The organism is Micromonospora sp. NPDC047620 (genome assembly GCF_043205005.1).
Classification (GTDB): domain Bacteria; phylum Actinomycetota; class Actinomycetes; order Mycobacteriales; family Micromonosporaceae; genus Micromonospora.
The window spans coordinates 153,573-176,786 of sequence record NZ_JBIDDG010000001.1; the positions used below are offsets into that span (position 1 = coordinate 153,573).

The 23,214-nt window shown below is 74.1% G+C and carries 18 protein-coding genes and 1 pseudogene; 13 read left to right on the forward strand and 6 right to left on the reverse strand.

What is annotated here, in order from left to right; all coding sequences use genetic code 11:
* Positions 1–91: 91 nt before the first annotated feature.
* The 4 genes from ACGF5C_RS00660 to ACGF5C_RS00675 form a co-directional block, all read right to left on the reverse strand.
* Entirely contained in the window at positions 92–613 is a 522-nt protein-coding gene (locus ACGF5C_RS00660; RefSeq protein WP_393295347.1) for a DinB family protein, read from the reverse strand.
* A gap of 112 nt (positions 614–725) precedes the next feature.
* Positions 726–1,220, reverse strand: coding sequence for a universal stress protein (locus tag ACGF5C_RS00665; RefSeq protein WP_393295350.1), 495 nt, complete (start codon positions 1,218–1,220; stop codon positions 726–728).
* Between the two features lie 66 nt (positions 1,221–1,286).
* The gene (locus tag ACGF5C_RS00670) at positions 1,287–1,727 is read right to left on the reverse strand and encodes a MarR family winged helix-turn-helix transcriptional regulator (RefSeq protein WP_393295352.1); all 441 of its coding nucleotides are present in this window, start codon (positions 1,725–1,727) and stop codon (positions 1,287–1,289) included.
* A 24-nt stretch (positions 1,728–1,751) separates the two neighbouring features.
* Entirely contained in the window at positions 1,752–3,464 is a 1,713-nt protein-coding gene (locus ACGF5C_RS00675) for an alkaline phosphatase D family protein (protein ID WP_393295354.1), read from the reverse strand.
* Positions 3,465–3,615: 151 nt separating this feature from the next.
* Between ACGF5C_RS00675 and ftsY the strand changes: the two genes are divergently transcribed.
* From ftsY to ACGF5C_RS00730, 11 genes and pseudogenes are all read left to right on the forward strand, one after another.
* The gene (gene ftsY, locus ACGF5C_RS00680) at positions 3,616–4,803 is read left to right on the forward strand and encodes a signal recognition particle-docking protein FtsY (protein WP_393295356.1); all 1,188 of its coding nucleotides are present in this window, start codon (positions 3,616–3,618) and stop codon (positions 4,801–4,803) included.
* 7 nt (positions 4,804–4,810) lie between these two features.
* Complete coding sequence (locus tag ACGF5C_RS00685; protein WP_357453396.1) at positions 4,811–5,674, forward strand: aminoglycoside phosphotransferase family protein; 864 nt, start codon at positions 4,811–4,813, stop codon at positions 5,672–5,674.
* A 195-nt stretch (positions 5,675–5,869) separates the two neighbouring features.
* Entirely contained in the window at positions 5,870–7,291 is a 1,422-nt protein-coding gene (locus tag ACGF5C_RS00690) for an ammonium transporter (RefSeq protein WP_393295359.1), read from the forward strand.
* A gap of 25 nt (positions 7,292–7,316) precedes the next feature.
* Complete coding sequence (locus ACGF5C_RS00695) at positions 7,317–7,655, forward strand: P-II family nitrogen regulator (RefSeq protein ID WP_357453746.1); 339 nt, start codon at positions 7,317–7,319, stop codon at positions 7,653–7,655.
* Positions 7,656–7,767: 112 nt separating this feature from the next.
* A pseudogene (locus tag ACGF5C_RS00700) lies at positions 7,768–10,074 on the forward strand ([protein-PII] uridylyltransferase); the annotation flags it as partial.
* An 81-nt stretch (positions 10,075–10,155) separates the two neighbouring features.
* A complete protein-coding gene (locus ACGF5C_RS00705; RefSeq protein WP_393295361.1) occupies positions 10,156–11,058 on the forward strand; it encodes an ABC transporter ATP-binding protein in 903 nt (300 codons plus the stop codon).
* On the forward strand, positions 11,048–11,869 hold the full coding sequence (locus ACGF5C_RS00710; RefSeq protein WP_393295364.1) for an ABC transporter permease: 822 nt from the start codon (positions 11,048–11,050) through the stop codon (positions 11,867–11,869). The genes ACGF5C_RS00705 and ACGF5C_RS00710 overlap by 11 nt, the downstream gene beginning before the upstream one ends.
* A 20-nt stretch (positions 11,870–11,889) precedes the next feature.
* Entirely contained in the window at positions 11,890–13,014 is a 1,125-nt protein-coding gene (locus tag ACGF5C_RS00715) for a sensor histidine kinase (protein WP_393295366.1), read from the forward strand.
* Positions 13,011–13,667: a response regulator gene (locus tag ACGF5C_RS00720; RefSeq protein ID WP_393266744.1), complete on the forward strand. Its 657-nt coding sequence runs from the start codon at positions 13,011–13,013 to the stop codon at positions 13,665–13,667. Before ACGF5C_RS00715 ends, ACGF5C_RS00720 begins: the two co-directional genes overlap by 4 nt.
* A 119-nt stretch (positions 13,668–13,786) precedes the next feature.
* Positions 13,787–15,346, forward strand: coding sequence for a signal recognition particle protein (gene ffh / locus ACGF5C_RS00725; RefSeq protein WP_393295368.1), 1,560 nt, complete (start codon positions 13,787–13,789; stop codon positions 15,344–15,346).
* 67 nt (positions 15,347–15,413) lie between these two features.
* The gene (locus ACGF5C_RS00730) at positions 15,414–15,992 is read left to right on the forward strand and encodes a Uma2 family endonuclease (protein ID WP_393295370.1); all 579 of its coding nucleotides are present in this window, start codon (positions 15,414–15,416) and stop codon (positions 15,990–15,992) included.
* Between the two features lie 63 nt (positions 15,993–16,055).
* On the opposite strand, the gene ACGF5C_RS00735 is transcribed toward ACGF5C_RS00730, so the two are convergent.
* Positions 16,056–19,601 carry a S8 family serine peptidase gene (locus tag ACGF5C_RS00735; protein ID WP_393295372.1) on the reverse strand — a complete coding sequence of 1,182 codons (3,546 nt, stop codon included), beginning with the start codon at positions 19,599–19,601 and terminating at the stop codon, positions 16,056–16,058.
* A 294-nt stretch (positions 19,602–19,895) separates the two neighbouring features.
* Here ACGF5C_RS00735 and ACGF5C_RS00740 point away from each other — a divergent pair, with 294 nt between their 5' ends.
* Positions 19,896–20,975, forward strand: coding sequence for an amidohydrolase family protein (locus ACGF5C_RS00740; RefSeq protein ID WP_393295375.1), 1,080 nt, complete (start codon positions 19,896–19,898; stop codon positions 20,973–20,975).
* 62 nt (positions 20,976–21,037) lie between these two features.
* Here the strand turns inward: ACGF5C_RS00740 and ACGF5C_RS00745 are convergent, their stop codons facing one another.
* Entirely contained in the window at positions 21,038–21,634 is a 597-nt protein-coding gene (locus ACGF5C_RS00745; protein WP_393295378.1) for a TetR family transcriptional regulator, read from the reverse strand.
* Between the two features lie 113 nt (positions 21,635–21,747).
* Between ACGF5C_RS00745 and proS the strand changes: the two genes are divergently transcribed.
* A complete protein-coding gene (gene proS, locus ACGF5C_RS00750) occupies positions 21,748–23,154 on the forward strand; it encodes a proline--tRNA ligase (RefSeq protein ID WP_393295381.1) in 1,407 nt (468 codons plus the stop codon).
* Positions 23,155–23,214 lie beyond the last annotated feature (60 nt).

Here is a 23,214-nt window from a genome sequence, read left to right on the forward strand (position 1 = left end):
CCGTGGCGCGGGGCTGCCGGTCCGGCGGCGCGGGGCTCCCCGGTGCCGGTGGGCGGCGCCGGGGCGCTTGGCGCGGCGCCGCCCCGGGCGGTCACTCGCCGGTGACGCCGTCGATGCGTTCGCGGATCAGGTCGGCGTGGCCGTTGTGCCGGGCGTACTCCTCGATCATGTGCACGTAGACCCAGCGCAGGTTGAACGTCCGGCGCTTCGGGCCGACCTCCGTGAAGGTGTCGTCGAGCGAGCGGCCCGCCGCGGCGGCCCGGGCCAGCTCCACCTCCCGGTGGAACGTGGCGAGGTCGGCCTCGGCGTCGGCGGCGCTGACGTCGTGGTCGGCGTCCGGGTTGTCGGGGGTGAAGTAGGGGTAGTCGACGCGCTCGCCGGCGAAGTTCTCCCGGAACCACCAGGCCTCCACCTCGGCCAGGTGCCGGACCAGCCCGAGCAGGGTCAGCCCGGAGGGCTCGACGCTCGGCGTCCGCAACTGCTCGGCGGTCAGCCCGGCGCACTTGAGCAGCAGCGTCTGCCGGTGGTAGTCCAGCCAGCCTTCCAGGATGGTGCGTTCGTCGCCGACGTACGGCTCGGGGGTCCGGGTGATCTCCGGTGCTCTCCAGGTCATGTCGGCCATCCTCGCCGGCCCGCCCGACAACCCGCGACCGCATATCCGCCGCGACCCGTCCCTGCGTCAGGACGTGTCCGGGCTCCGGGGCGCGCCCCCGCGCCGCGACGTGTCAGGGCACCACGACGACCGGCCAGCGGCCGGCCCGGACGAGGCGGGTGGCGACCGAGCCGACCAGCCGGTGCCCGGCCTGCTCGGAGCAGCCGACGACCACCAGGTCGGCCCGGAACTCGTCGGCCGCCGCACGCAGTTCGGCGTACGCGTCCCCGCGCCGGCGCAGGAAGGTGACCGGCAGGCCGAGTTCCTCGGCGCCGCGCCGGCACTCCCGGCGCAGTTCCGCCGTCAGTTCGTCGTGGCAGCGTTGCACCTCCCCGGCGTCCAGGCCCGGCACGAGCGTGGTCAGCCCGGGTGCGGGGCTGACGTGGACCACCACCAGGGCGGCGCCCTGCCGCCGGGCCAGCCCGGCCGCGTACCAGCCGGCGCGCTCCGAGGTGCGGGTGCCGTCCACACCGACCAGCACGACCCTCGGCCCGTCCGTGCCGCGCTCGTAGGGCCCGGGCCGGGTGCGCGGGCCGTACTCCTCCCGTTCCGGCGCGTCCGTGCTCATGCCAGCTCCGTCCTCTCCGGTTGCCCTAGGCAACAACCTGCCCGGGCGCAGCCCTATTCCGGCGGCCTAGAAGTACTCCTCGTTGAAACGGCGCAGCAGCCGGGCGAAGTCCCCGACGTCCGCCGCCGACCAGGTGCCCAGGGTCTGCCGGAAGCGTTCGAGCCGGCCGCCCTGCGCGGCGTCGAACCGGCGCTGCCCCTCCTCGGTCAGGCTGAGCCGCGCGGCACGCCGGTCGGTCGGGTCCGGGTCGCGCCGGACCAGGCCCAGGCCCTCCAGCCCGTGGATCTGGCGGCTCAGCGTCCCCTTGCCGACGCCGAGCCGGGCGGCCAGGTCGGTGAGCCGGACCGAGCCGCACCGGCGCAGCCACAGCAGCAGCCCGTACGCGTCGGGCTCCAGGCCGGGGTGCACCTCCCGGGCGAGTTCCGAGGAGACGGCCCGCCCCCGGCGCAGCAGGGCGGTCAGCTCGTGCTCCACGGCCTGCATCGCCTCCGGCAGGTGCTCGTCCACGGGGTCAGGGTACGGCGGACGGTGTCAGGCGCGTGGAGCCAGCCGCTGCCGCATCACCTCGCGCAGGTGGCCGTCGCTGGTGGTGCCCTCGATGGTCACCTCGGCCGCCCGCCCGGTGTGCTCCAGCGTGGCGACCGCGTTGCCGAAGTAGGGGCCGGCCAGCCGCTTCCAGCGGAACGGCGGGCGGCGTACCCCGGCCGAGCGGGCGAGTGCCCGGGTGGCTCCGGCTGGCCCGGACGACCAGCCCAGCCGCATCAGCGGGCGCATCCCGGCGGGCACCTGGTTGTGGATGGGCGAGCAGGTGAGCTGGTGTACCGGGGTGACCACGCTCCGGTCGTCGAACCGGGCCCGCGCCACGTACGAGTGGTGCACGTCACCGGAGAGCACGCTGATCGACGCCGGCGGCGCGTACGCCGGCCCGGCCCCGACCCGGTCGCCGGGCTCGCCGGGAGTGCCGCTGCCGATCCGGGCGAACAGCGCGCCGAGCGCGTCGAACGAGCGGCGGAACGCGGCCCAGTGCTCCAGGTCCAGCCCCCGGCGCAGCCTCTCCGACAGGCGCCCGACCCAGCGCCGCCGCGAGTCGGCGAGCTTCTCGTTCCACGCCTCCACGTGGTGGATGCCCGGCGGCAGCAGCCAGGGCAGCGAGGCGCCCACCACGAGGTGGTCGTAGACGCCGTGGGCCTGGTCGAGGAACCACGACCACTCGCCCGGGGGCAGCATCGCCCGCTGGCCGGGCTCCAGCACCCGGCTACACCGGTTGTCCAGCATCACCAGCCGGGTCCGGCCCAGGTCCAGCGCGTAGCTCCACTGGTACTGCACGGCCCGCCACCGTTCGGTGTCGTGGGCGAGGTCGGCCTCGGTGTCGACCCGCTGGCCGAACTCGCGCAGCACGCCGGTGGCGTCCTCCGCCGCGCTGACCTTCGCGAAGACCGGGTCGGCGGCGATCTCGTCGGGGGAGAGGTTGCCCAGATGCTGGTAGACCCAGTAGGAGGCGAGGCCGCTGGTGATCCGCTCCGTCCACCAGGGCTGGTCGCGCATGTCCGCCCGCCAGGCGGCCGAGGTGTTCCAGTCGTCGATGATCTCGTGGTCGTCGAAGATCATCACGCTCGGCACGGTGGAGAGCAGCCAGCGGATCTCCGGGTCGCGCCAGGACTCCAGGTAGAGCTTGGTGTACTCGTCGAAGCTGACCACCTGGTCGCTGGGCGCGCCCCGGGGCCGCCGGCGGCGTCGCTTCAGCAGCCGCCGCACCGTGGGGGAGGTCACGTCCGCGTAGACCTGGTCACCGAGGAGCACCAGCAGGTCGGGCAGGCCGGCCGGGTCGGGGCCGGCCATCAGCCGCCGGGCGTACGCGTCGAGCGCGTCCGGGGGCAGCCGGCGGGTGGTGGCGTGCTGGGTGGTCTCCCGGCACGACCCGAAGACCAACCGGACCGGCTGGTCGAGGTCGTCGGCCGCCCGGGTGCGGATGACGCTGGGCGGGAACCCGCTCCCCGGCGCCGGCCAGGCCACCTCGTCGTCGATCAGCACCTCGTAGCTGGCGGTGCTGTCGGGCGTGAGCCCCTCCACCACGACGAGCGCGTAGTGGTGGTCGCACGCGGAGAAGGTGGGCGCGGTGCCGTGGGCGCCGCCGGCCGTGCGGACGGTGACGACGGCGGGCGCGCTGGTCTCGACCCAGACGGTGGCCCGCGTGCCGACCACCCGCCGCAGCAACGGGCCGATGAGCAGGTGTGCCGCGGGCATGGTCGACCTCCAGGTAAGCGGACCTCACTTCTACTACCCGGCCGGCGGTCGCACCACTGCTGGCTGTGACCGAGCCTACCGCCGGCTCCCGGACGGGCCCGCCGGGAGCGGTGGCTGGGACAGCTTCGCCGGCATCTGACAGGATTCCGGCATGAGCGAATACCTCCTCATCGCACTCGCCCTGCTCGGCGTGCTGATCCTTGGCGGCATCGGGCTGGTCGTGCCGCGGCTGCGCCGGCGCCCGGAGCCGCCGCTGCCCGAGACGGAGGTCGAGACCCGGGCCGAGGAGGGTCTCGCCGGCCCGCCGGTGGCGGCGCCGGAGGCCGAACTGTCCACCGGGATCCTGGTGGAACCGCCGGTCGTGGAGGCCCCGGCCCCGGTGCTGGAGGTGCCCGAGCCGACCGCGGGGCGGCTGGTCCGGCTGCGCTCCCGGCTGTCCCGCTCGCAGAACGTCTTCGGCAAGAGCCTGCTCGGCCTGCTCAGCCGCGACCACCTGGACGAGGACACCTGGGAGGAGATCGAGGACAGCCTGATCACCGCCGACGTCGGCATCGACGCCACCCGGGAGATCGTCGACCGGCTGCGCGAGCGCACCCGGGTGCTCGGCACCCGGTCCGGCACCGAGCTGCGCGCCCTGCTCGCCGCCGAGCTGGTCAACGCCCTCGACCCGACGCTGGACCGCTCGCTGCACACCGCGCCCAAGGACGGCGTGCCGGCCGTGCTGCTGGTGGTCGGCGTCAACGGCGCCGGCAAGACCACCACCTGCGGCAAGATCGCCCGGGTGCTGGTGGCCGACGGCCGGAGCGTGATCCTCGGCGCGGCCGACACCTTCCGCGCCGCCGCCGCCGACCAGCTGGAGACCTGGGCCGGTCGCGTCGGGGCCGAGACCGTGCGTGGTCCGGAGGGGGCCGACCCGGCCAGCGTCGCCTTCGACGCGGTCAAGCGCGGCATCGAGACCGGCGTGGACACGGTGCTGATCGACACGGCCGGCCGGCTGCAGAACAAGGTCGGCCTGATGGACGAGCTGGGCAAGGTCAAGCGGGTGGTGGAGAAGCACGGCCCGATCGACGAGACGATCCTGATCCTGGATGCCACCACCGGGCAGAACGGGCTGGAGCAGGCCCGGGTCTTCACCGAGGTGGTCAACGTGACCGGCGTGGTGCTCACCAAGCTCGACGGCACCGCCAAGGGCGGCATCGTGATCGCCGTGCAGCGCAAGCTGGGCATCCCGGTGAAGCTGGTCGGGCTCGGCGAGGGTAAGGACGACCTCGCCCCGTTCGACCCCGCGCAGTTCGTCGACGCGCTGCTCGGTACCGAGCCGCTCGCCCGGGACGCGTAACCTCGCAGTGACGAGCAACGATCGTGCCTACGCCGGATGGCGCGACCCCAGCCACCCGTCGCAGCGCCTCGGGAGACCGTACGTGACTTCGCAGGAGATCCCGCTGCACGGCGGGAACGTCAGCACCGTGGTGCGGGTCGGCGACACGGTCCGGCGCAACGCCGGGCCGTGGACGCCCTCGGTGCACGCCCTGCTGCGCCACCTGGAGTACGTCGGGTTCACCGGCGCCCCCCGCGCGCTCGGCATGGACGAGCGCAACCGGGAGGTCCTGTCGTACCTGGAGGGGGAGTGCGGGGAATACCCGCTGGCCCCGCACTGGGTCACCGACGAGGCCCTGGTGACCGTGGCCACGATGCTGCGGATGTTCCACGACGCCCAGTACGGCTTCGTGCCGCCGCCGGGGGCGGTGTGGCGCTCGTTCGGCCCGCCGCCGCCGGACACCGAGGTGATCTGCCACCACGACGCCGCCCCGCACAACGTCATCTGGCGGCCCGACGGCACCCTCGGGCTGATCGACTTCGACCTCGCCTCGCCCGGTGCCCGGATCTACGACGTGGCGTACGCGGCCTGGACGTGGGTGCCGATCTTCTCCGACCGGGACTCGATCACGCTCGGCTGGAAGCACCCCGACCGGCCGCGCCGGCTGCGCCTCTTCGCGGACGCGTACGGGCTGATCCCGCGGGACCGGCACCGGCTGATCCGGACCATCCGCAAGCGGATCGTGGACCACGTCGAGGGCATCCGCCGGATGGCCGCCGCCGGTGAGCCGGCCTTCGTCCGGATCGTGCACAAGGGGCACCTGCGCCGGCCGATGCGGGACCTGCGGCTGCTCGACTACGAGCGCAACGCCCTCGAGTACGCGCTGCGCTGACCGGTCCGTGCCGCCGGTGGCCGTTCCTGCCGGCGGTGAGGTTCTCTTCACACGTCCGAAACAAGGCGTCACCGTCCGGAAATCGACGGGTGACGCTGGGGGAAACAGGGAGCGAGCAGGCTTCCGCGCATCCGGCGTACGGGCGACGCTGCCCCGGAAGCCGGGAAGGAGGGACTTCACCTTTAGGAGGCCGGCGTGCCTGACGCACCCACGATCGATTCCGGCAACACCGTCTGGTTGCTGGTGTCGACGGCGCTCGTGCTGCTCATGACGCCCGGACTGGCGCTGTTCTACGGCGGCCTGAACCGGGCCAAGGGTGTACTGAACATGATGATGATGAGCTTCTCCGCGATCGGGCTCATCTCCGTTCTGTGGTGGTTCTACGGTTTCAGCATCGCGTTCGGCAGCGATGTCAACGGCTTCTGGGGCGACCCGGGCGCCTACCTCGGCACCAAGACCTTCCTCGCCGAGACCGACCTCTGGGGCGCGACGGCGGAGAACCCGAGCGGCATCGGCGTCCCGCTCTACGTGTTCATGGCCTTCCAGATGGTCTTCGCCGTGATCACCGTCGCGCTGATCAGCGGCGCGATTTCCGACCGGGCGAAGTTCGCCGGCTGGCTGCTGTTCGCGTTCGGCTGGGCGACGCTGGTCTACTTCCCGGTCGCGCACTGGGTGTGGGGCGGCGGCATCATCGGCGGCGACATCCACGCGCTCGACTTCGCCGGCGGCACCGCCGTGCACATCAACGCCGGCGCGGCGGCCCTGGCCCTGGCCCTGGTGCTCGGCAGGCGGCTCGGCTGGCCCCGGGAGGGCATGAAGCCGCACAACATCCCGCTCGTCGCGCTCGGCGCCGGGCTGCTCTGGTTCGGTTGGTTCGGCTTCAACGCCGGTTCCGAGCTCACCGTCGACTCGGTCGCCGGCCTGGCCTTCGTCAACACCCAGCTCGCCACCGCCGCCGCGGTGCTCGGCTGGATCGCCGTGGAGTGGATCAAGGACAGGAAGCCGACCCTGGTCGGCGCCTCGTCCGGCGCCGTCGCCGGCCTGGTCGCCATCACCCCGGCCTGCGGCTTCGTCGCGCCCTGGGCGGCGGTGCTGCTCGGCGTCGTCGCCGGGGCGGTCTGCGCGCTGGCGATCAGCCTCAAGTACAAGCTCGGCTACGACGACTCGCTCGACGTGGTCGGTGTGCACTTCGTCGGCGGCTGGATCGGGTCGCTCTGGCTCGGCCTGTTCGCCACCAACTCGGTCAACGGCGCGATCACCGACGTGGTCGGCGCCTCGGACGGCCTGTTCTACGGTGGTGGGGTGACCCAGCTCGGCCGGCAGGCCCTGGCCGGCCTGATCGTCACCGTCTGGTCCTTCGCGGTGGCCCGGGTGCTCGCCGTCGCGATCGAGAAGACCATCGGCTTCCGGCTCCGCGCCGAGGACGAGGTCGGCGGCATCGACATCGCCGAGCACGCCGAGAGCGGCTACGACCTGTCGCCGGCCGCGGGCGGCGGCGGCAGCGCCTTCGCCATGGCCGGGCTGACCGGTGCCAAGCAGACGGCGGCACCGGCCGCGCCCGCCGCGTCCCCCGCCCAGCCGGCCGCCGAGCCGGTCGACGAGAAGATCGCCGGTTAACGTTCCTGTGATGGAGGGGTTGGACATGAAGCTGGTGACCGCGGTCATCAAGCCGTACCAACTGGACGCGGTGAAGGAGGCCCTGCACGCCCTCGGCGTGGCCGGCCTGACCGTCAGCGAGGTCCAGGGCTACGGCCGGCAGAAGGGGCACACCGAGGTCTACCGGGGTGCCGAGTACACGGTCGAGTTCCTGCCCAAGATCCGGGTGGAGGTGCTCACCGACGAGATCGACCTGGAGAAGATCGTCGACGCCGTCGTCGCCGCCGCGAGGACCGGCAAGATCGGCGACGGGAAGGTCTGGGTGACCTCGGTCGACGAGGTCGTCCGGGTCCGCACCGGCGAGCGCGGCCTCGACGCGCTCTGACCGGGCCACGACCGACATGACCTCGTCGACCGGGAGGAACGCGTCGGGCCACGCCGGCAACGGCGGCCCGGTCCTCCCGGTCGACGGGTTCGTCGGCGCGGACGCGGGCGTGGGGGAGGCGGCCCGGGCCGCGCGCGCCGACGCCCACGACCGGTGGCTACGCGCGCTGCTGCCGGACCGGCCCGGTGTGGCGCTCGTCGCCGTCGGCGGGCTGGGACGGCGGCAGTGCGCCCCGCACGGCGACCTCGACCTCGTGCTGCTGCACGCCGGGGTGCCCGGCGTGGACGAGCTTGCCGCGGCGGTCTGGTATCCCGTCTGGGACGCCGGGCTGCGGCTCGACCACTCCGTCCGCACCGTCGCCGAGGCGCTGTCGGTCGCCCAGGACGACGTGAAGGTCGCCCTCGGGCTGCTCGACGCGCGGCTGGTCGCCGGGGACGCCGCCCTCGCCGACACGCTCGTCCGGTCCGCCGTCGACCACTGGCGGCGCACCGCCGTACGGCGGCTCCCCGGGCTGCGGGAGATCACCGCCGCCCGCTGGGAGGCCCACGGCGAGCTGGCCTTCCTGCTGGAGGGCGACCTGAAGGAGGCCGCCGGCGGGCTGCGCGACGTGGGCATCCTGCGGGCGATCGCCACCGCCGGGATCACCGACGCGTTGCGCCCCGCCGTCCGCGCCGCGCACCGGCGGCTGCTGGACACCCGGGACGCGCTGCACGTGCAGGTCGGCCGCCGGGTCGACCGGCTGGTCGCCCAGGAACGCGACGGCGTCGCCGCGCTGCTCGGGCTGCGCCAGCCCAGGCCCGGGGTGCCCGACGCCGGGCTGCCCCAACCCTCGCCGGGGGCGCCCCACGCCGGGCTGCGCCAACCCGCACGCGGCGCGCCCCACGCCGGGCTGCGGGCCGGAGCGGTAGCCGAGGACGGCGACGCGCTGCTTCGCCGGGTGGCCGGGGACGCCCGGACCGTCAGCCACGCCCTCGACGACGCCTTCCGCGCCGCCGACCGGCTCCGCTCGGGCCGCCGCCGCGGGGCCGACGGGCGACCGGTGCGCCGGCCGGTGGCCCGGGACGTCGTGGAGCACGACGGCGAGCTGGTGCTGGCCCGCGCCGCGATCGGCGCGCGACCCGACCCGAGCCTGTCGCTGCGGGTCGCCGCCGCCGCGGCCACCACCCGGCTGCCGATCGCCCGGGCCACCTGCGAGTGGCTGGCCGTGTACTGTCCGCCGCTGCCGGCGCCGTGGCCGGCCGAGGCCCGGGCCGCGTTCGTCACCCTGCTCGGCGCGGGTCCCGGCCTGGTGCCGGCCTGGGAGACCTGCGACCGGTACGGGCTGATCGAGGGCTGGCTGCCCGAGTGGACCCGGCTGCGCAGCCTCCCGCAGCACAACCCGGTGCACCGGTTCACCCTCGACCGGCACCTCGTGCAGACCGCGTACGAGGCCAGCCGGCACACCCGCGAGGTGGACCGTCCCGACCTGCTGCTGCTCGGCGCACTCCTGCACGACGTCGGCAAGGGGCTGCCGGGGGACCACAGCACGGTCGGGGCTCCGCTGGCCGAGGCGGTGGCCGCCCGGATCGGCCTGCCCGAGCCCGAGGTGGCGCTGATCGGCACGCTGGTCCGGCTGCACCTGCTCCTACCTGACGTCGCCACCCGGCGGGACCTCGCCGACCCGGTCACCATCTCCGGGGTGGCCGAGCGGGTCGGCGACACCACCACCCTGGACCTGTTGCACGTCCTGGTCCGCGCCGACGCCGTGGCCACCGGGCCGGCCGCCTGGTCGGACTGGAAGGGCCGGCTGGTCGCCGAGCTGGTCGCCCGGGTCCGCACGGCGCTGGACACCGGCGCGCTGCCCGCCCCGCCCGCCCCGGACCCGGCGGTGCTGGCGGGACCCCTGCCGGTCGTACACCTGACCGGGGACCGGGTGGCGGTGGCCGCGGCGGACCGGCGCGGCCTGCTCGCGACGGTGGCCGGGTGCCTGGCCCTGCACCGGCTGGAGGTGATCTCCGCCGACGCCTCCACGGTCGACGGCCGGGCCCTGGTCGAGTGCCGGGTGCAGCCCCGCCACGGCCTGGCCCCCGACCCGATCGCCCTCGGCGCCGACCTGCGCCGTGCGGTGAACGGCGACGTCTCGGTCACCCAGCGGCTGCGCGGCCGGGCCCTGGCGGCGCGGGCCGAGGGGGCCGCGCCGCGGGTGGTCTGGCACCGGGAGGCGGCCACCGACGCCGTGTTGCTGGAGCTGCGCGCCGCCGACGCGGCGGGCCTGCTCTACCGGGTCGCCTGCGCCCTCGACGAGGCCGGCGCCCAGGTGCGCGCGGCGCGCATCTCCACCCTCGGCGGGGACGTGGTGGACGCGTTCTACCTCGTCGGCGGCTGGCCCTCGGAGGCGGAACGGGAGCGCGTCGAAGCCGCGGTGCTGGCCGCCGTCTGAGGGCGGCTACGTCCCCCGACGTACGCCGACAGCCGCCGTCGGGGCGACGTGCCGAGATCGGCGCGGCGGCACGCTCGGGGCATGAACCTGCCAGTGCAGACCGAAAGGCTCACCAAACGGTACGGCGGCCTGACCGCCGTGCGGGACCTCCAGCTCACCGTCCGGGCCGGCGAGGTGTACGGCTTCCTCGGCCCCAACGGCGCCGGCAAGACCACCACCCTGCGCATGCTGCTCGGGCTGGTCCGGCCCACCGCCGGCACGGTCCGGCTGCTCGGCCGGCCGCCCACCGCCGGCCGGCTGACCGGGGTGGGGGCGCTGATCGAGGGGCCGGCGTTCTACCCGTACCTCTCCGGCCGGGACAACCTGCGGGTGCTGGCCCGCTACGCCGGGGTCGGTGCCGACCGGGTCGCGCTCGTGCTCGACCTGGTCGACCTGGCCGACCGGGCCGGCGACCGCTACGCCGGCTACTCGTTGGGCATGAAACAGCGGCTCGGCGTCGCCGCCGCGCTGCTGAAGGACCCCCGCCTGCTGATCCTCGACGAGCCGACCAACGGCCTCGACCCGGCCGGCATGGCGGACATGCGCACCCTCATCCGCCGGCTCGGCGCGGCCGGCTGCACGGTGCTGGTCTCCAGCCACCTGCTCGGCGAGGTCGAGCAGGTCTGCGACCGGGTCGGGGTGATCGCCCGGGGCCGGCTGGTCGCCGAGGGCACCGTCGCAGAGCTGCGCGGGGCCACCGGGCTGCGACTGCTCGCCGACCCGCTGGACGAGGCGACCGCCCGGGCGCGGGAACTGGTCGGCGCCGAGCGGGTCCGGGTGGTCGACGGCGGGCTGGAACTGGCCGTCGCGCCGGACCGGGCCGCCTGGCTCAACGCCGAACTGGTCGGGGCCGGGCTCGCCGTGCGCGAGCTGCGCCCTCGGGAACGGGACCTGGAACAGGTCTTCTTCGACCTCGTGGAGAAGGGAACGGTCGATGTCGCGTAGCTTCCGCGCCGAGACGGTCAAGCTGGTCCGGCGGCCGGCCAGTTGGCTGCTGCTGGCCATCACGCTGGTGCTCTCGCTGATCTTCACCTACGTCTTCCCGTACGCCGGCCTCGCCGGCGGCACCGACGGGCCGAACACCGACCGGGCACTGCCCGCGCTGCTCCCCGACCACCTGGTCGGGAACTCCCTCGGCGGCCTGCCGGTCTTCCTCGGCTCGATCCTGTTGATCCTCGGCGTGCTCACCGTGGGCGGCGAGTACGGCTGGGGCACCTGGAAGACCGTGCTCACCCAGGGCCCGACCCGGCTGGAGGTGTACGCCGGCAAGCTGCTCGCCCTGGCCGCCGCCGCGCTGGCCGTGGTGCTCGCCGTGTTCGCGGTCGGCGCGGTGACCAGCCTGCTCATCGCCTCCGCCGAGGCGCAGCCGGTGACCTGGCCGCCGGTCGGCGACCTGCTCACCGGGATCGGGGCGGGGTGGCTCATCGCGACGATGTGGGCCATGCTCGGTGCCGTGCTCGCCGTCGCGCTGCGCGCCGTGGCGCTGCCGGTCGGGCTGGGCCTGGTGTGGATGCTCGCGGTGCAGAACCTGCTCGCCGCGATCGCCGCGCCGCTGGTCGACTGGGTGGCGACGGCGCAGGAGGGGCTGCCCGGGCCGAACGCCGGGTCGCTGGCCGCCGCGCTCGGCGCGCCGGGGGACACCCCGGGGGTAGCGGCCACCGTCGGCGGCGGGCAGGCGGCCGTGGTGGTGGCCGCGTACCTGGTCGGGTTCGCGGCGGTCGGCGCGGTGCTGCTGCGCCGGCGGGACATCGGCTGAGGCGGGGCGGGGGAGGGGACGTGGACCGCGAGCGTGGCGACTGGGGCCCCCGGCTCCTGGACGGCCTGGTCGCCCTGGCCCTGCTGGTGATCGGGCTGGCCGGCACCGCGCCGGCCGGCCTCAACCAGGGCGTGGGCACCGGCCGGGCCACCTACCCGCTGGTCGCTGTGGCCGCGCTCGCGGTGGCCGTGCGCCGGCGCTGGCCGCTGGTCACCCTGGCGGTGACCACCGCGGCGAGCACCGCCTACCTGGTGCTCGGCTACCCGTACGGCCCGATCCTGCTGTCGTTCTTCGTCGCGGTCTACACCACGGCCGCGTACCGGCCGGTGCGGGTCGCGGCGGTCGCCAACGGCGTGGCGCTGCTCGTGCTGCTCACGCACGTCTTCGTCGGGATGCGCCCACCCGGCCTGGTCGGGCTGATGCCGGCCGCCGCCTGGGTGGTGGTGCCCTTCGCCGTCGGGGTCACCGTGCGGCTGGGCCGGGACAACGCGGCGCGGAGCCGCACCGACGAGGCACGCCGGCTGGCCGACGCCGAGCGGCTGCGGGTGGCCCGGGAGGTGCACGACGTGGTCGGGCACGGGCTCGCCGCCATCCACCTCCAGGCCGAGATCGCCCTGCACCTGCTGGCCCGCAAGCCCGAGCAGGCCGAGGCCGCGCTCACCGCGATCAGCCGGACCAGCAAGGAGGCGCTCGACGAGTTGCGGGTGACGCTGACCGTGGTCCGCCGCGACGAGGCCGCCGACGAGCGCGCCCCCGCGCCCGGGCTGGCCCAGCTCCCGCAGTTGCGCGAGCGGCTGGCCGGCGCCGGGCTCCCGGTCACCGTCGAGGTGGCCGGGGCGCCGCGCCCGATCCCGGTCGCGGTGGACCTGGCCGCGTACCGGGTGGTGCAGGAGGCGCTGACCAACGTGCTGCGGCACGCCGGCCCGGCCACCGCCACGGTCTCGATCCGGTACGCGCCCACCGAGGTGGCCGTGGAGGTCACCGACACCGGCCGCGGCCCGGCCGCCTCGACGGACCGGCCCGGCTACGGGCTGGCCGGCATGCGCGAGCGGGTCACCGCGCTGGGCGGGTCGTTCACCGCCGGCCCCGCCTCCGCCGGAGGCTTCCGGGTGTCCGCCACACTGCCCGGGGAGGGGGGCACATGATCCGGGTGCTGCTCGCCGACGACCAGGACCTGGTCCGGATCGGGCTGCGTGCCCTGGTGGAGAGCGAGGACGACCTCACCGTGGTCGGTGAGGCCGCCGACGGGCTCGCCGCCGTCGAGGCGGCCCGCCGGGAACGCCCCGACGTGGTGCTGATGGACGTCCGGATGCCCGGCGTCGACGGCATCGAGGCGACCCGTCGGATCGTCGCCGACCCAGCGCTCGCCGGCACCCGGGTGGTCGTGCTGACCACCTTCGAACTGGACGAGTACGTCTTCGACGCGCTCCGGCACGGGGCCAGCGGCTTCCTGACCAAGGACACCCGCCCGGCCGAGCTGCTGCGGGCGATCCGGCTGGTCGCCGACGGGGAGGCGCTGCTCTCCCCGTCGGTGACCCGGCGGGTGGTTCGGGAGTTCGCCACCCGGCCGGCCCGGGTGCCCCGCCCGCACCCCCGGCTCGGCACGCTCACCGACCGGGAACGCGAGGTGGTGGGGCTGGTCGGCGAGGGGCTGAGCAACGTCGAGATCGCCGAGCGGCTGGTGGTCAGTCCGGCGACCGCCCGGACCCATGTCAGCCGGGCCATGGTCAAGCTGGGCGCCCGGGACCGCGCCCAGCTGGTGGTCTTCGCCTACCAGTCCGGCCTGGTCGCCTCCTGACCGCCGTGGGGCGGGCCTGGGGCGGAAGCGCGGGTGCGGGCGGCGGGCTACCCTAGCGGTGGGCTGGACACCTGCCCAGCCGCCCTGTGCCCGCCGAAAACGACAAACGGGATGTTCGCGTGTTTGACACCTTGAGTGACCGCCTGTCCGGGATCTTCACCAAGCTCCGCGGCAAGGGCCGGCTCACCGACGCCGACATCGACGCCACCGCGCGCGAGATCCGCCTCGCGCTGCTGGAGGCGGACGTCGCGCTGCCGGTGGTCAAGGGCTTCATCGCGAACGTCAAGGAGCGGGCGCGCGGCGCCGAGGTCTCCCAGGCGCTCAATCCCGCCCAGCAGATCATCAAGATCGTCAACGACGAGCTGGTCAACGTGCTCGGTGGCGAGGGGCGGCGGCTCCAGTTCGCCAAGCAGCCGCCGACCGTGATCATGCTGGCCGGTCTCCAGGGCTCCGGCAAGACCACCCTCGCCGGCAAGCTGGCCCGCTGGCTGAAGGCCCAGGGGCACCAGCCGTTGCTGGTCGCCGCCGACCTCCAGCGCCCCAACGCCGTCGGGCAGCTCCAGGTGCTCGGTGGCCGCGCCGGTGTCGAGGTGTACGCCCCCGAGCCCGGCAACGGCGTCGGCGACCCGGTGCAGGTCGCCCGCGCCTCGGTCGAGCACGCGAAGCGGGCGGCCCGGGACATCGTCATCGTCGACACCGCCGGCCGGCTGGGCATCGACGCCGAGATGATGCAGCAGGCCGCCGACATCCGCGACGCGGTCGACCCCGAAGAGGTCATCTTCGTCATCGACGCCATGGTCGGTCAGGACGCCGTGCGCACCGCCGAGGCGTTCCGCGACGGCGTCGGCATCACCGGCGTGGTCCTCTCCAAGCTCGACGGCGACGCCCGCGGCGGCGCCGCGCTGTCGGTCCGGGAGGTCACCGGGCAGCCCATCCTGTTCGCCTCCACCGGCGAGAAGCTGGAGGACTTCGACGTCTTCCACCCCGACCGGATGGCCAGCCGGATCCTGGGCATGGGCGACGTCCTCACTCTGATCGAGCAGGCCGAGCAGGCCTTCGACGCCGATCAGAAGGAGAAGATGACCGCCAAGCTGATGGGCGGCGAGCAGTTCACCCTGGAGGACTTCCTCGACCAGCTCATCGCGGTCCGCCGGATGGGCCCGATCGCCAACGTGCTGGCCATGATGCCGGGCATGGGGCAGATGAAGGACCAGCTCGCGGAGCTGGACGACAAGCACTTCGACCGGGTCACCGCGATCATCCGGTCGATGACGCCGGGCGAGCGCACCAACCCGAAGATCATCAACGGCTCCCGCCGGGCCCGCATCGCCAACGGCTCCGGCGTCACGGTGATGGACGTCAACCAGCTGCTCAACCGCTTCGCCGACGCGCAAAAGATGATGAAGCAGATGGGCGGCATGATGGGCCTGCCCGGCGGCGGCCGGCGCAAGGCGACCAAGTCGCCGAAGAACAAGCGCAAGGGCACCAAGGGCGGCGGTCGGCCGCGCGCCGGGGCGGGCGCCGGCCTGCCGGGCGGCTTCCCGGGCGGCATGCCGCAGCTCCCGCCGGGGATGGACCCGAGCGACCTGGCCGCCGGCCAGGGACTGCCCCCGGGCTTCAAGCTGCCGAAGATCGACTTCAACAAGCTCGGCAAGGGCGGCGACGGCCGGCCCCGTTGAGGCGTGTCGTTGGCGGCGGGTGACGTCATCCTTGCTTAGGGTGATGTCGCCCCTGGAAGGAGGAGTCATGACCGTGGCACCCATCCTGCCCGAGCGGTCGGAGTGGACGGTTGACGACCTCGGTGACCTGCCGAAGGACCTTCCGTACGAGTTGGTCAACGGAAGGTTGATCGTGCCGTCCCCCACCGCCGTGCACCAGGACCTGTGCGTCGAGCTGCTGCTCGCACTCCGGGTCAACTGCCCCGCCGACTACCTGGTCAGCATCGACCTGTCGATGCGGATCGACCGCCGCAACGAGCCGCGCCCCGACGTGGTCGCGATCCGCCGCGAACACGCCGACCGGTCGCCCGTCCCCGTGGAGGACGCCCTGCTGGCCGTCGAGGTCCTCTCGCCGACCTCCACGTTCCGCGACCTCTACGACAAGGCGAAGGTCTACGCGCACGCCGGGGTGCGGACGTACTGGGTGGTCGACCCGCTGCACGAGCGGATGACCCTGACGGAATACACGCTCGGCCCCACCGGCGAGTACGAGGTGGTGACCCACACCGAGGACCTCTTCGTCACCGAGCGGCCCTGGAAGGTCTCCGTCGACCTGCCCGCGCTGACGACGCGGCGGGCCGGGCTGCTCGCGCGCGACGGCGGCTGACCGCACCCTCCATACGGGCGGGGCCCGGCCTTGACCGGCCGGGCCCCGCTGTCGTGCGACGGGTCAGGACACCAGGTCCGGCCGGTCGGTGACCCGCAGCGCGTTGACGATCGGCGCGCCGAAGCCCTTGTGCGTCACGAACCGCACATTGAGCTGGCCGTCGGTCACCCGCACCGTGTACGTCCGGCTCAGCGCGGCGAAGCTGCCGACCTCACCGGCCACGTCCAGGGACGACAGGACCTCCTGGCCCTCGAGCAGCACGTCGAAGACCCGCTTGTCCGGGGACTGCCGGCGGACTTCGGCGAAGTCCAGCTCGACCGTGTAGTAGCCGTCCGCGAGCCCGTCGATGCGGTACTCGTACATCCCCTCCCGCTGGTCCGCGAAGCGGGCCGGGTCGTTCGTGCCGGTGATCGGGGTGCTGGTCGACCGCGGGGTGGAGGTGCCGAGGTAGCCCGCGCCGCCGGCGGCCCAGGCCCGGTCCGGCGACCAGGTCTGACCCTCCACGTCGGCCCGCTCCGCGCCCGCTCCGGCGTCGATCGCCAGGGCGTAGCCCGGCACCACGAGGGTGACCGGGATGACCAGGACCGGCTGGCGGCCGCTGGCCGAGGCGATCCGCAGCTTGGCCCGGTGGTGGGTGCCGGGGGTCAGCCCGGCGGTGCTGACCGCCACGCCGACGGTGTGCCGGCTGCCGCTGGCCAGGCTGGCGGTGGCGCCGGTGAGGCCCAGCCAGCCGATGTCCTGCGGCGCCCCGTCGGCGTTCAGCTCGGTGACGGTGACGTCGGTGCCGAGCGCGCCCGTGTTGCTGAGGACGACCTCCCGGCTCCGGGTCTGGTCGGCCGGGGCGACGACGGCCAGCTCGCTGGTCGGAGTGCCGACCCGGGCGGTGCGCAGCGCCGCCGAGCGGACCTCGGCGCCGCCGGCCGGCACCGTCACTGTGCCCGTCGCCGCCTCGTAGTGCTCCCTCTCGATGCCGAACCCGACGGCGCCGGTCGGGGCCTGGATCAGGTACGTGCCGTCGGCCTCGGTCGTCTCCGTGGCGGTCGCGTCGCCCACCCGGGCGGTCACCGTGGCCCCGGCGACCGGGTGCCCGTCGTTGGCGTCGGTGACCACACCGGAGAGCACTCCGGTGCGGGTGGTGCGGAACGCGATCGCGGTGCCGTCGGCGACCGCCTGGGCGTTGTACGAGTACTCGAACCCGACGGTGCCGTCGACGTTCTCCAGGCCGATCGTCGCGCCGGTGCCGGTCTCCACGCCGGAGCCGTCGACGTCGGCGTACCGGTAGGTGATCGAGCCGTCCTCGCTGATGGCGGCGCTGAACGTCAGTCGCGTCGACCGGTCGGCGAAGACCGACACGTTGCGCCACTCCACGACGAAGGTGCGGTGCGGCCTGGCGCCCGTGACGGCGGTGTAGATCCCCGAGTCGGCCTCCACGTAGAGGTCGTCCCAGAACGGGAAGAGCGCCAGGTCGGGGTTGGCGGTGTTCGGCAGGGCGGTGTTGGCGCGGCTGGTCGACGCGGTGCCGAAGCCCAGCACGCCGTTGGTGCTCACCCATGCCTGCCGGTAGGACTTGCCGTACAGCGGCACCCGGAAGGGCAGCGTGACGGAAGCGGTCCGGTCGTCCCCGGTCAGCGGCATCAGCTCCGTGCCGCTGACGAAGGAACCCCCGGCCGCGCCGCAGGCGTACCCGAAGGCGTCCACCCTGTCAGGCAGGCTGACGTCCAGGACGGTGTCCGCGGCGACCTCCGCCGGCCGGGTCACCACGTCCGAGCAGCGGTACGCGTGCGCGAAGCGGACGTCGTAGGTGCCCTGCGGCACGGTCACCTGGTAGCGGCCCTGCTCGTCGGCGGTGGTGGCGAGCGGGGTGCCGAGGACCGTGACGCTGGCGCCGCCGGCCGGGCCGGCCGAGGTGCGCACCGTGCCGCTCAGCGTGGCCGAGGGGGCCTGCTCGACGGTGACGTCCGCCTCGATCGTCTGGTTCTCGGTGACCGTCACCGAGGTCGTCGCGGTCAGGTAGCCGAACTTGCTCACCGAGACGGTGTAGGTGCCGACCATCAGCCGGTCGAACGCGTACGACCCGTCGGCGGCGGTGGTGGTGGCACGCCCCATCGGACCGCTGACCGCCACGTTCGCCCCGGCCAGCGGGGCGCCGCCCGAGGTGACCTGGCCGCCCAGCGCGCCGAGGGCGCCCCGCGGGGTGGCGTTGACCGCCGCGTACGCGTCGAGCCGACCCTCGCCGAAGACGTTGTTGTCGTCGACCGTGCCGCCGCAGGTGAGCGCGTTGACGTCGATCGCCGTGTCGTCCAGGATGCGCCGCGTCTCGGCGATGTCACCCTGGATGGCCGGCGAGGCCGACCACATCAGCGCCACGGTCGCCGCGGTGTGCGGCGAGGCCATCGAGGTGCCGCTGAACGACGCGTAGCCGCCCGGCACAGAGGAGCGGACGTTGGCGCCCGGCGCGGCGATGTTCGGCTTGATGTCGCTGTTCTCGCCGGTGCCCCGGCTGGAGAAGCTCGCGATCGCGTTGTTCACGTCGAACGCGCCGGAGCTGTAGCTGATCGTGTACGACCCGGGGCTGCCGGAGGTGTTGCAGCTCGGGCCGTTGTTGCCGTTGGAGAAGGCCGGGAAGATGCCGGCGGCCACCCACGACGAGACGGTCTCGGTGTACCACGGGTCGTAGGCGTTGGAGCCCCAGGAGTTGTTCACGATGTCGGGGGCGAGGTCGGGTCGCGGGTTCGCGCCGGTGAGGTCGGTGGGGGCGACGATCCACTGGCCGGAGGCGAGCAGCGACGCCCGCGAGCAACTGCTGGTCTCGCAGCCCTTGGCGGCGATCCAGCGGGCGCCCGGGGCCACCCCGATCACGTTCGCGCCGTCCGAGCCGACCATCGTGCCCATGGTGTGCGTGCCGTGGTCGTTGTTGTCGCACGGCGCGGCGGTGGGGCAGACCTGGGCCGGGTCGAACCAGTTGTAGTTGTGGTCCAGGGTGCCGTCGCCGTTGCGGCCCCGGTAGCTGGCGGCCACGGCGGGGTGGGTGACGTCGACCCCGCTGTCGATGTTGGCGACCACGATGCCCTCGCCGCGCACGCCCAGTTCGCCCCAGACCCGGGGAGCGGCGACCCGGTCGATGTTCCACTCCGCGGCGTCGGTGGCGGGAACGGTCTCGCCGGGCAGCGGCTCGGGGATGTCGACCGGGTCGTCGGCGAGGATCTCGGCCACGTCGGAGCGTACGGCGAGGTCGCCGAGCAGGTCGACGTCACTGGTCACCTTGATCGCGTTGACCAGCCAGAACGGGGTGAACTCGGCGCCCTTCGCGGCCAGCATGGCGCGCAGGCCGGCCTGGCTGCGCTCGGCGTGCGCGGTCTTGGTGCGGTGGACGTACGCGGCCTTGTCCGCCTTGCTTCGCAGCTTGGCCGCGCCGGACAGGTCGGCCTTGCTGTCCAGGAAGACCCAGTAGCTGGCCTTGGTCTGGCCGGCGAGCCGGGTGGTGACCTTCCTGTCGACCTTCTCGGCCACCGCCCTGGCCTCGGCCTGGGCGGGGTCCGGTCCGGCGGCGGCGGGTCCGCCGGCGCCGACCGGGAGGGTGAGGCCGACCGCCAGGCCGACCACTGCCATTCGCCATCGTCGTGGTGCCACTGTCTCGACGCTCCTTTTGTGAGGCGAAACTGCGCATGCCCTGGTGCGGGCACCTTTCGGAGCATCCTGGCGACGGCGAATCCCATCATCAAGACATGTGCAAATAGAGAAATCTGTCAATCACCTGTTCGTGTCTCTCTGTGATCGAGCAACAGCGGGGTGGGGCCACCGGTGTCCGGGTCGCCCCGCCGGGGACGGCCCGGCCGGGACCGGCCCACGCCGGCCGGGAAGAATGGCCGCAGACCGCTCTTTCGCCCACCGACCGGAGGACGCATGGCCTGGCACGTACGCGGCGTGGTGCTGCCCGACGACGAGGTCCGGGACCTCTGGCTGGTCGGCGACCGGGTCACCTTCGAACCGGTGCCCGGCGCGGAGACGATCGTCGACGGCGGCTTCGTGCTGCCCGGCCTGATCGACGCGCACTGCCACATCGGCATCGCCCGAGGCGGGGCGCCGATCACCTCCCTCGACCAGGCCCGCGAGTTGGCCCGCACCGACGTCGACGCCGGGGTGCTCGCCATCCGCGACGCCGGCTCGCCGTACCCGTACCCGGAACTCGACGACGAGCCGGAGCTGCCGCGCCTGGCCCGCGCCGGCCGGCACGTCGCGCCGCCGAAGCGCTACCTGCGCGACATCGGCGTGGAGGTCGGCGCGGCGGAGGTCGCCGACACGGTCGCCGCGCAGGCGGCCGTCGGCAACGGCTGGGTCAAGCTGGTCGGCGACTGGATCGACCGGGGCGTGGGGGACCTGGCGCCGTCCTGGGACGCCGACACGATGACCGCGGCCGTCGCGGCCGCGCACGCCGCCGGGGTACGCGCCGCGGTGCACACCTTCAGCGAGTCGGCCGTGGAGATCATGGTGCGGGCCGGGGTGGACTCGGTCGAGCACGGCACGGGCCTGAGCCTCGACCTGATCGACCTGATGGCCCGGCAGGGCACCGCCCTGGTCCCCACGATGATCAACATCCGCACCTTCGGCGGGATCGCCGAGCAGGCCCGGCCCAAGTTCCCCGGGTACGCCGACCACATGCTCGCCCTGCGCGACCGCTTCCCCGAGGTGGTGCGGGCCGCGTACGAGGCGGGGGTGCCGATCTACGTGGGCACGGACGCGGGCGGCGGCATCGACCACGGCCTGGCTGCCGAGGAGATGCTGCTGCTGCACGAGCAGGCCGGCATGTCGGCGGTGGACGTCCTCGCCGCCGCGTCCTGGCGGGGCCGCGAGTGGCTGGGCTTCCCCGGCCTGGTCGAGGGCGGCCTGGCGGACCTCGTCGTCTATCCCGAGGACCCGCGCGCCGACCTGCGCGCCGTGCGCGGCCCCGCCCGCATCGTGCTGCGCGGTCGCGTCGTCCGCTGACCTGCCGTGCCCGCCCGCCGGCGAGCCGGCGGGCGGGCACTCCCGCTCCGGTGCCGCGCCGGTCAGCCGGTGCGGGCGCCCTGGGTGACCGCGTGCAGGAGCAGGTACACCGCCAGGTCGGCGAGGTCGGCGGCGGTCTGGTCGACCGGGGCGCCGGGCAGGACGATGTGGCTGATCACCAGCCGGACGACCGAGTCCGTGGCGAAGGCGACCGCGGCCCGGTCGGCGCCCGGCAGCACGCCGTCGGCCCACTCCAGGAGCGCCTCGGTGGCCTCGGTCAGGACCAGATCCGACCGGGTGGTCAGGTAGGGCAGCAGCTCGTCGGAGCCGCCCCCGGTGCTGGTCAGGACGGCCTTGATCAACGGGTCGCCGGCCGCCTGCGTGAGGGTGTGCGAGATGGTGGCGTGCGCGGCCGCCCGGACGTCGTCGCCGTGTGCGCGCAGGAGGGCGCGCACGTCGCCGACGAACCGGTCGACCTCCCGCCGGGCGAGCGCCTCGGCCAGCCCCGCCTTGCTGCCGAACTCGTTGTAGACCGTCTGGCGACTGACCCCGGCCGCCCGTGCGACGGCACCCATCCGGACGGCGTCCCAACCGCTCGCGACCGTCAGCGCCCGGGCGGCATCGACGATCGCGTCCCTGGACCGGCTGCCGTTGTTCACGCTGCCATGGTGGCGTACGCCCCCGGCCCGCCGCACCCGGCCGTCCCGGTAGCTGACGACGACACCGCGCCCGATCGCGCCGTCCGGACGGCCGACGCATAGGATGTGCGGTCATGGCACGCGTGCTCACTCCCCGTGCGGAGGACTTTCCCCGCTGGTACCAGGACCTGATCGCCAAGGCGAAGCTGGCCGACAACGGCCCGGTCCGGGGGACCATGGTCATCCGGCCGGCCGGCTACGCCATCTGGGAGCGGATGCAGGCCGAGATGGACGCCCGGATCAAGGCGGCGGGCGCGGAGAACGCGTACTTCCCGCTCTTCATCCCCGAGAGCTACCTCAAGCGGGAGGCCGAGCACGTCGAGGGCTTCTCGCCCGAGCTCGCGGTGGTCACCCACGGCGGCGGCAAGCAGCTCGCCGAGCCGGTCGTGGTGCGCCCCACCAGCGAGACCGTCATCGGCGAGTTCATGGCCAAGTGGATCGACTCCTACCGGGACCTGCCGCTGCTGCTCAACCAGTGGGCCAACGTGGTCCGCTGGGAGCTGCGCCCCCGGATCTTCCTGCGCACCAGCGAGTTCCTGTGGCAGGAGGGGCACACCGCCCACGCCACCCGCTCCGACGCGCGGGCCTACGCCCGCAGGATCCTGCACGAGGCGTACGAGGACCTGATGGTCAACGTGCTCGGCATCCCGGTGGTCGTCGGCCTGAAGACGGCCCGCGAGCGCTTCGCCGGCGCGACCGCCACCTACACCTGCGAAGGCATGATGGGTGACGGCAAGGCCCTCCAGCTCGGCACCAGCCACGAGCTGGGGCAGAACTTCGCCAAGGCGTTCGACATCAGCTACTCGTCGGCCGAGGGCGGCCGGGAGCACGCCTGGACGACCTCCTGGGGCACGTCGACCCGGATGCTCGGCGGCCTGATCATGTGCCACGGCGACGACAACGGCCTGCGGGTGCCGCCGAAGCTGGCGCCGGTGCAGGCGTACGTCATGGTGGTCAAGGACGGCGAGGGCGTCGGAGAGGCGGCGACCAAGTTGCGCGACGCGCTGCGCGACGCCGGCGTCCGGGTCGCGCTCGACGACCGCACCGACACCCCGTTCGGCCGCCGGGCCGTCGACGCCGAGCTGCGCGGCTATCCGGTACGCGTCGAGGTCGGCCCCCGCGACCTGGCCGCCGGCAACGCCGTCGTGGTCCGGCGCACCGACGGCTCGAAGTCCCCGACGGCCGTGGCCGACGTGGTCACCACCGTGCTGGCCGCCCTCGACGCCGACCAGCGGGCGCTGCACGACCAGGCCCTGGCGCACCGCCAGTCCCGCACCGTCGAGGTGCCGACCCTGGCCGAGGCGATCGAGGCGGCCGCCACCGGCTGGGCCCGGGTGCCGTGGTCGGCGGTCGGCGTCCAGGGCGAGGCGGAGGCCAACGGGCAGGGCGTCACCGTGCGCTGCCTGCTCCGCGCCGACGGCTCCGTGCCAGACTCCGAGGACGAGCCGGACCTCGTCGCCATCCTGGCCCGCGCCTACTGAGTGCGGTGTAAGGAAGGGCACCTTCCTAACGCCTGAGGTAGAGGAAGGGGCCCTTCCTAA

Bases quoted from the DNA above. Each gene is read 5' to 3' on its own strand.
- ACGF5C_RS00660 (WP_393295347.1), bottom strand. From the start codon at position 613: ATGACCTGGAGAGCACCGGAGATCACCCGGACCCCCGAGCCGTACGTC.
- ACGF5C_RS00665 (WP_393295350.1), bottom strand. From the start codon at position 1,220: ATGAGCACGGACGCGCCGGAACGGGAGGAGTACGGCCCGCGCACCCGG.
- ACGF5C_RS00675 (WP_393295354.1), bottom strand. From the start codon at position 3,464: ATGCCCGCGGCACACCTGCTCATCGGCCCGTTGCTGCGGCGGGTGGTC.
- ftsY (WP_393295356.1), top strand. From the start codon at position 3,616: ATGAGCGAATACCTCCTCATCGCACTCGCCCTGCTCGGCGTGCTGATC.
- ACGF5C_RS00695 (WP_357453746.1), top strand. From the start codon at position 7,317: ATGAAGCTGGTGACCGCGGTCATCAAGCCGTACCAACTGGACGCGGTG.
- ACGF5C_RS00705 (WP_393295361.1), top strand. From the start codon at position 10,156: ATGAACCTGCCAGTGCAGACCGAAAGGCTCACCAAACGGTACGGCGGC.
- ACGF5C_RS00710 (WP_393295364.1), top strand. From the start codon at position 11,048: ATGTCGCGTAGCTTCCGCGCCGAGACGGTCAAGCTGGTCCGGCGGCCG.
- ACGF5C_RS00720 (WP_393266744.1), top strand. From the start codon at position 13,011: ATGATCCGGGTGCTGCTCGCCGACGACCAGGACCTGGTCCGGATCGGG.
- ACGF5C_RS00730 (WP_393295370.1), top strand. From the start codon at position 15,414: ATGACCGTGGCACCCATCCTGCCCGAGCGGTCGGAGTGGACGGTTGAC.
- ACGF5C_RS00735 (WP_393295372.1), bottom strand. From the start codon at position 19,601: ATGGCAGTGGTCGGCCTGGCGGTCGGCCTCACCCTCCCGGTCGGCGCC.
- ACGF5C_RS00740 (WP_393295375.1), top strand. From the start codon at position 19,896: ATGGCCTGGCACGTACGCGGCGTGGTGCTGCCCGACGACGAGGTCCGG.
- proS (WP_393295381.1), top strand. From the start codon at position 21,748: ATGGCACGCGTGCTCACTCCCCGTGCGGAGGACTTTCCCCGCTGGTAC.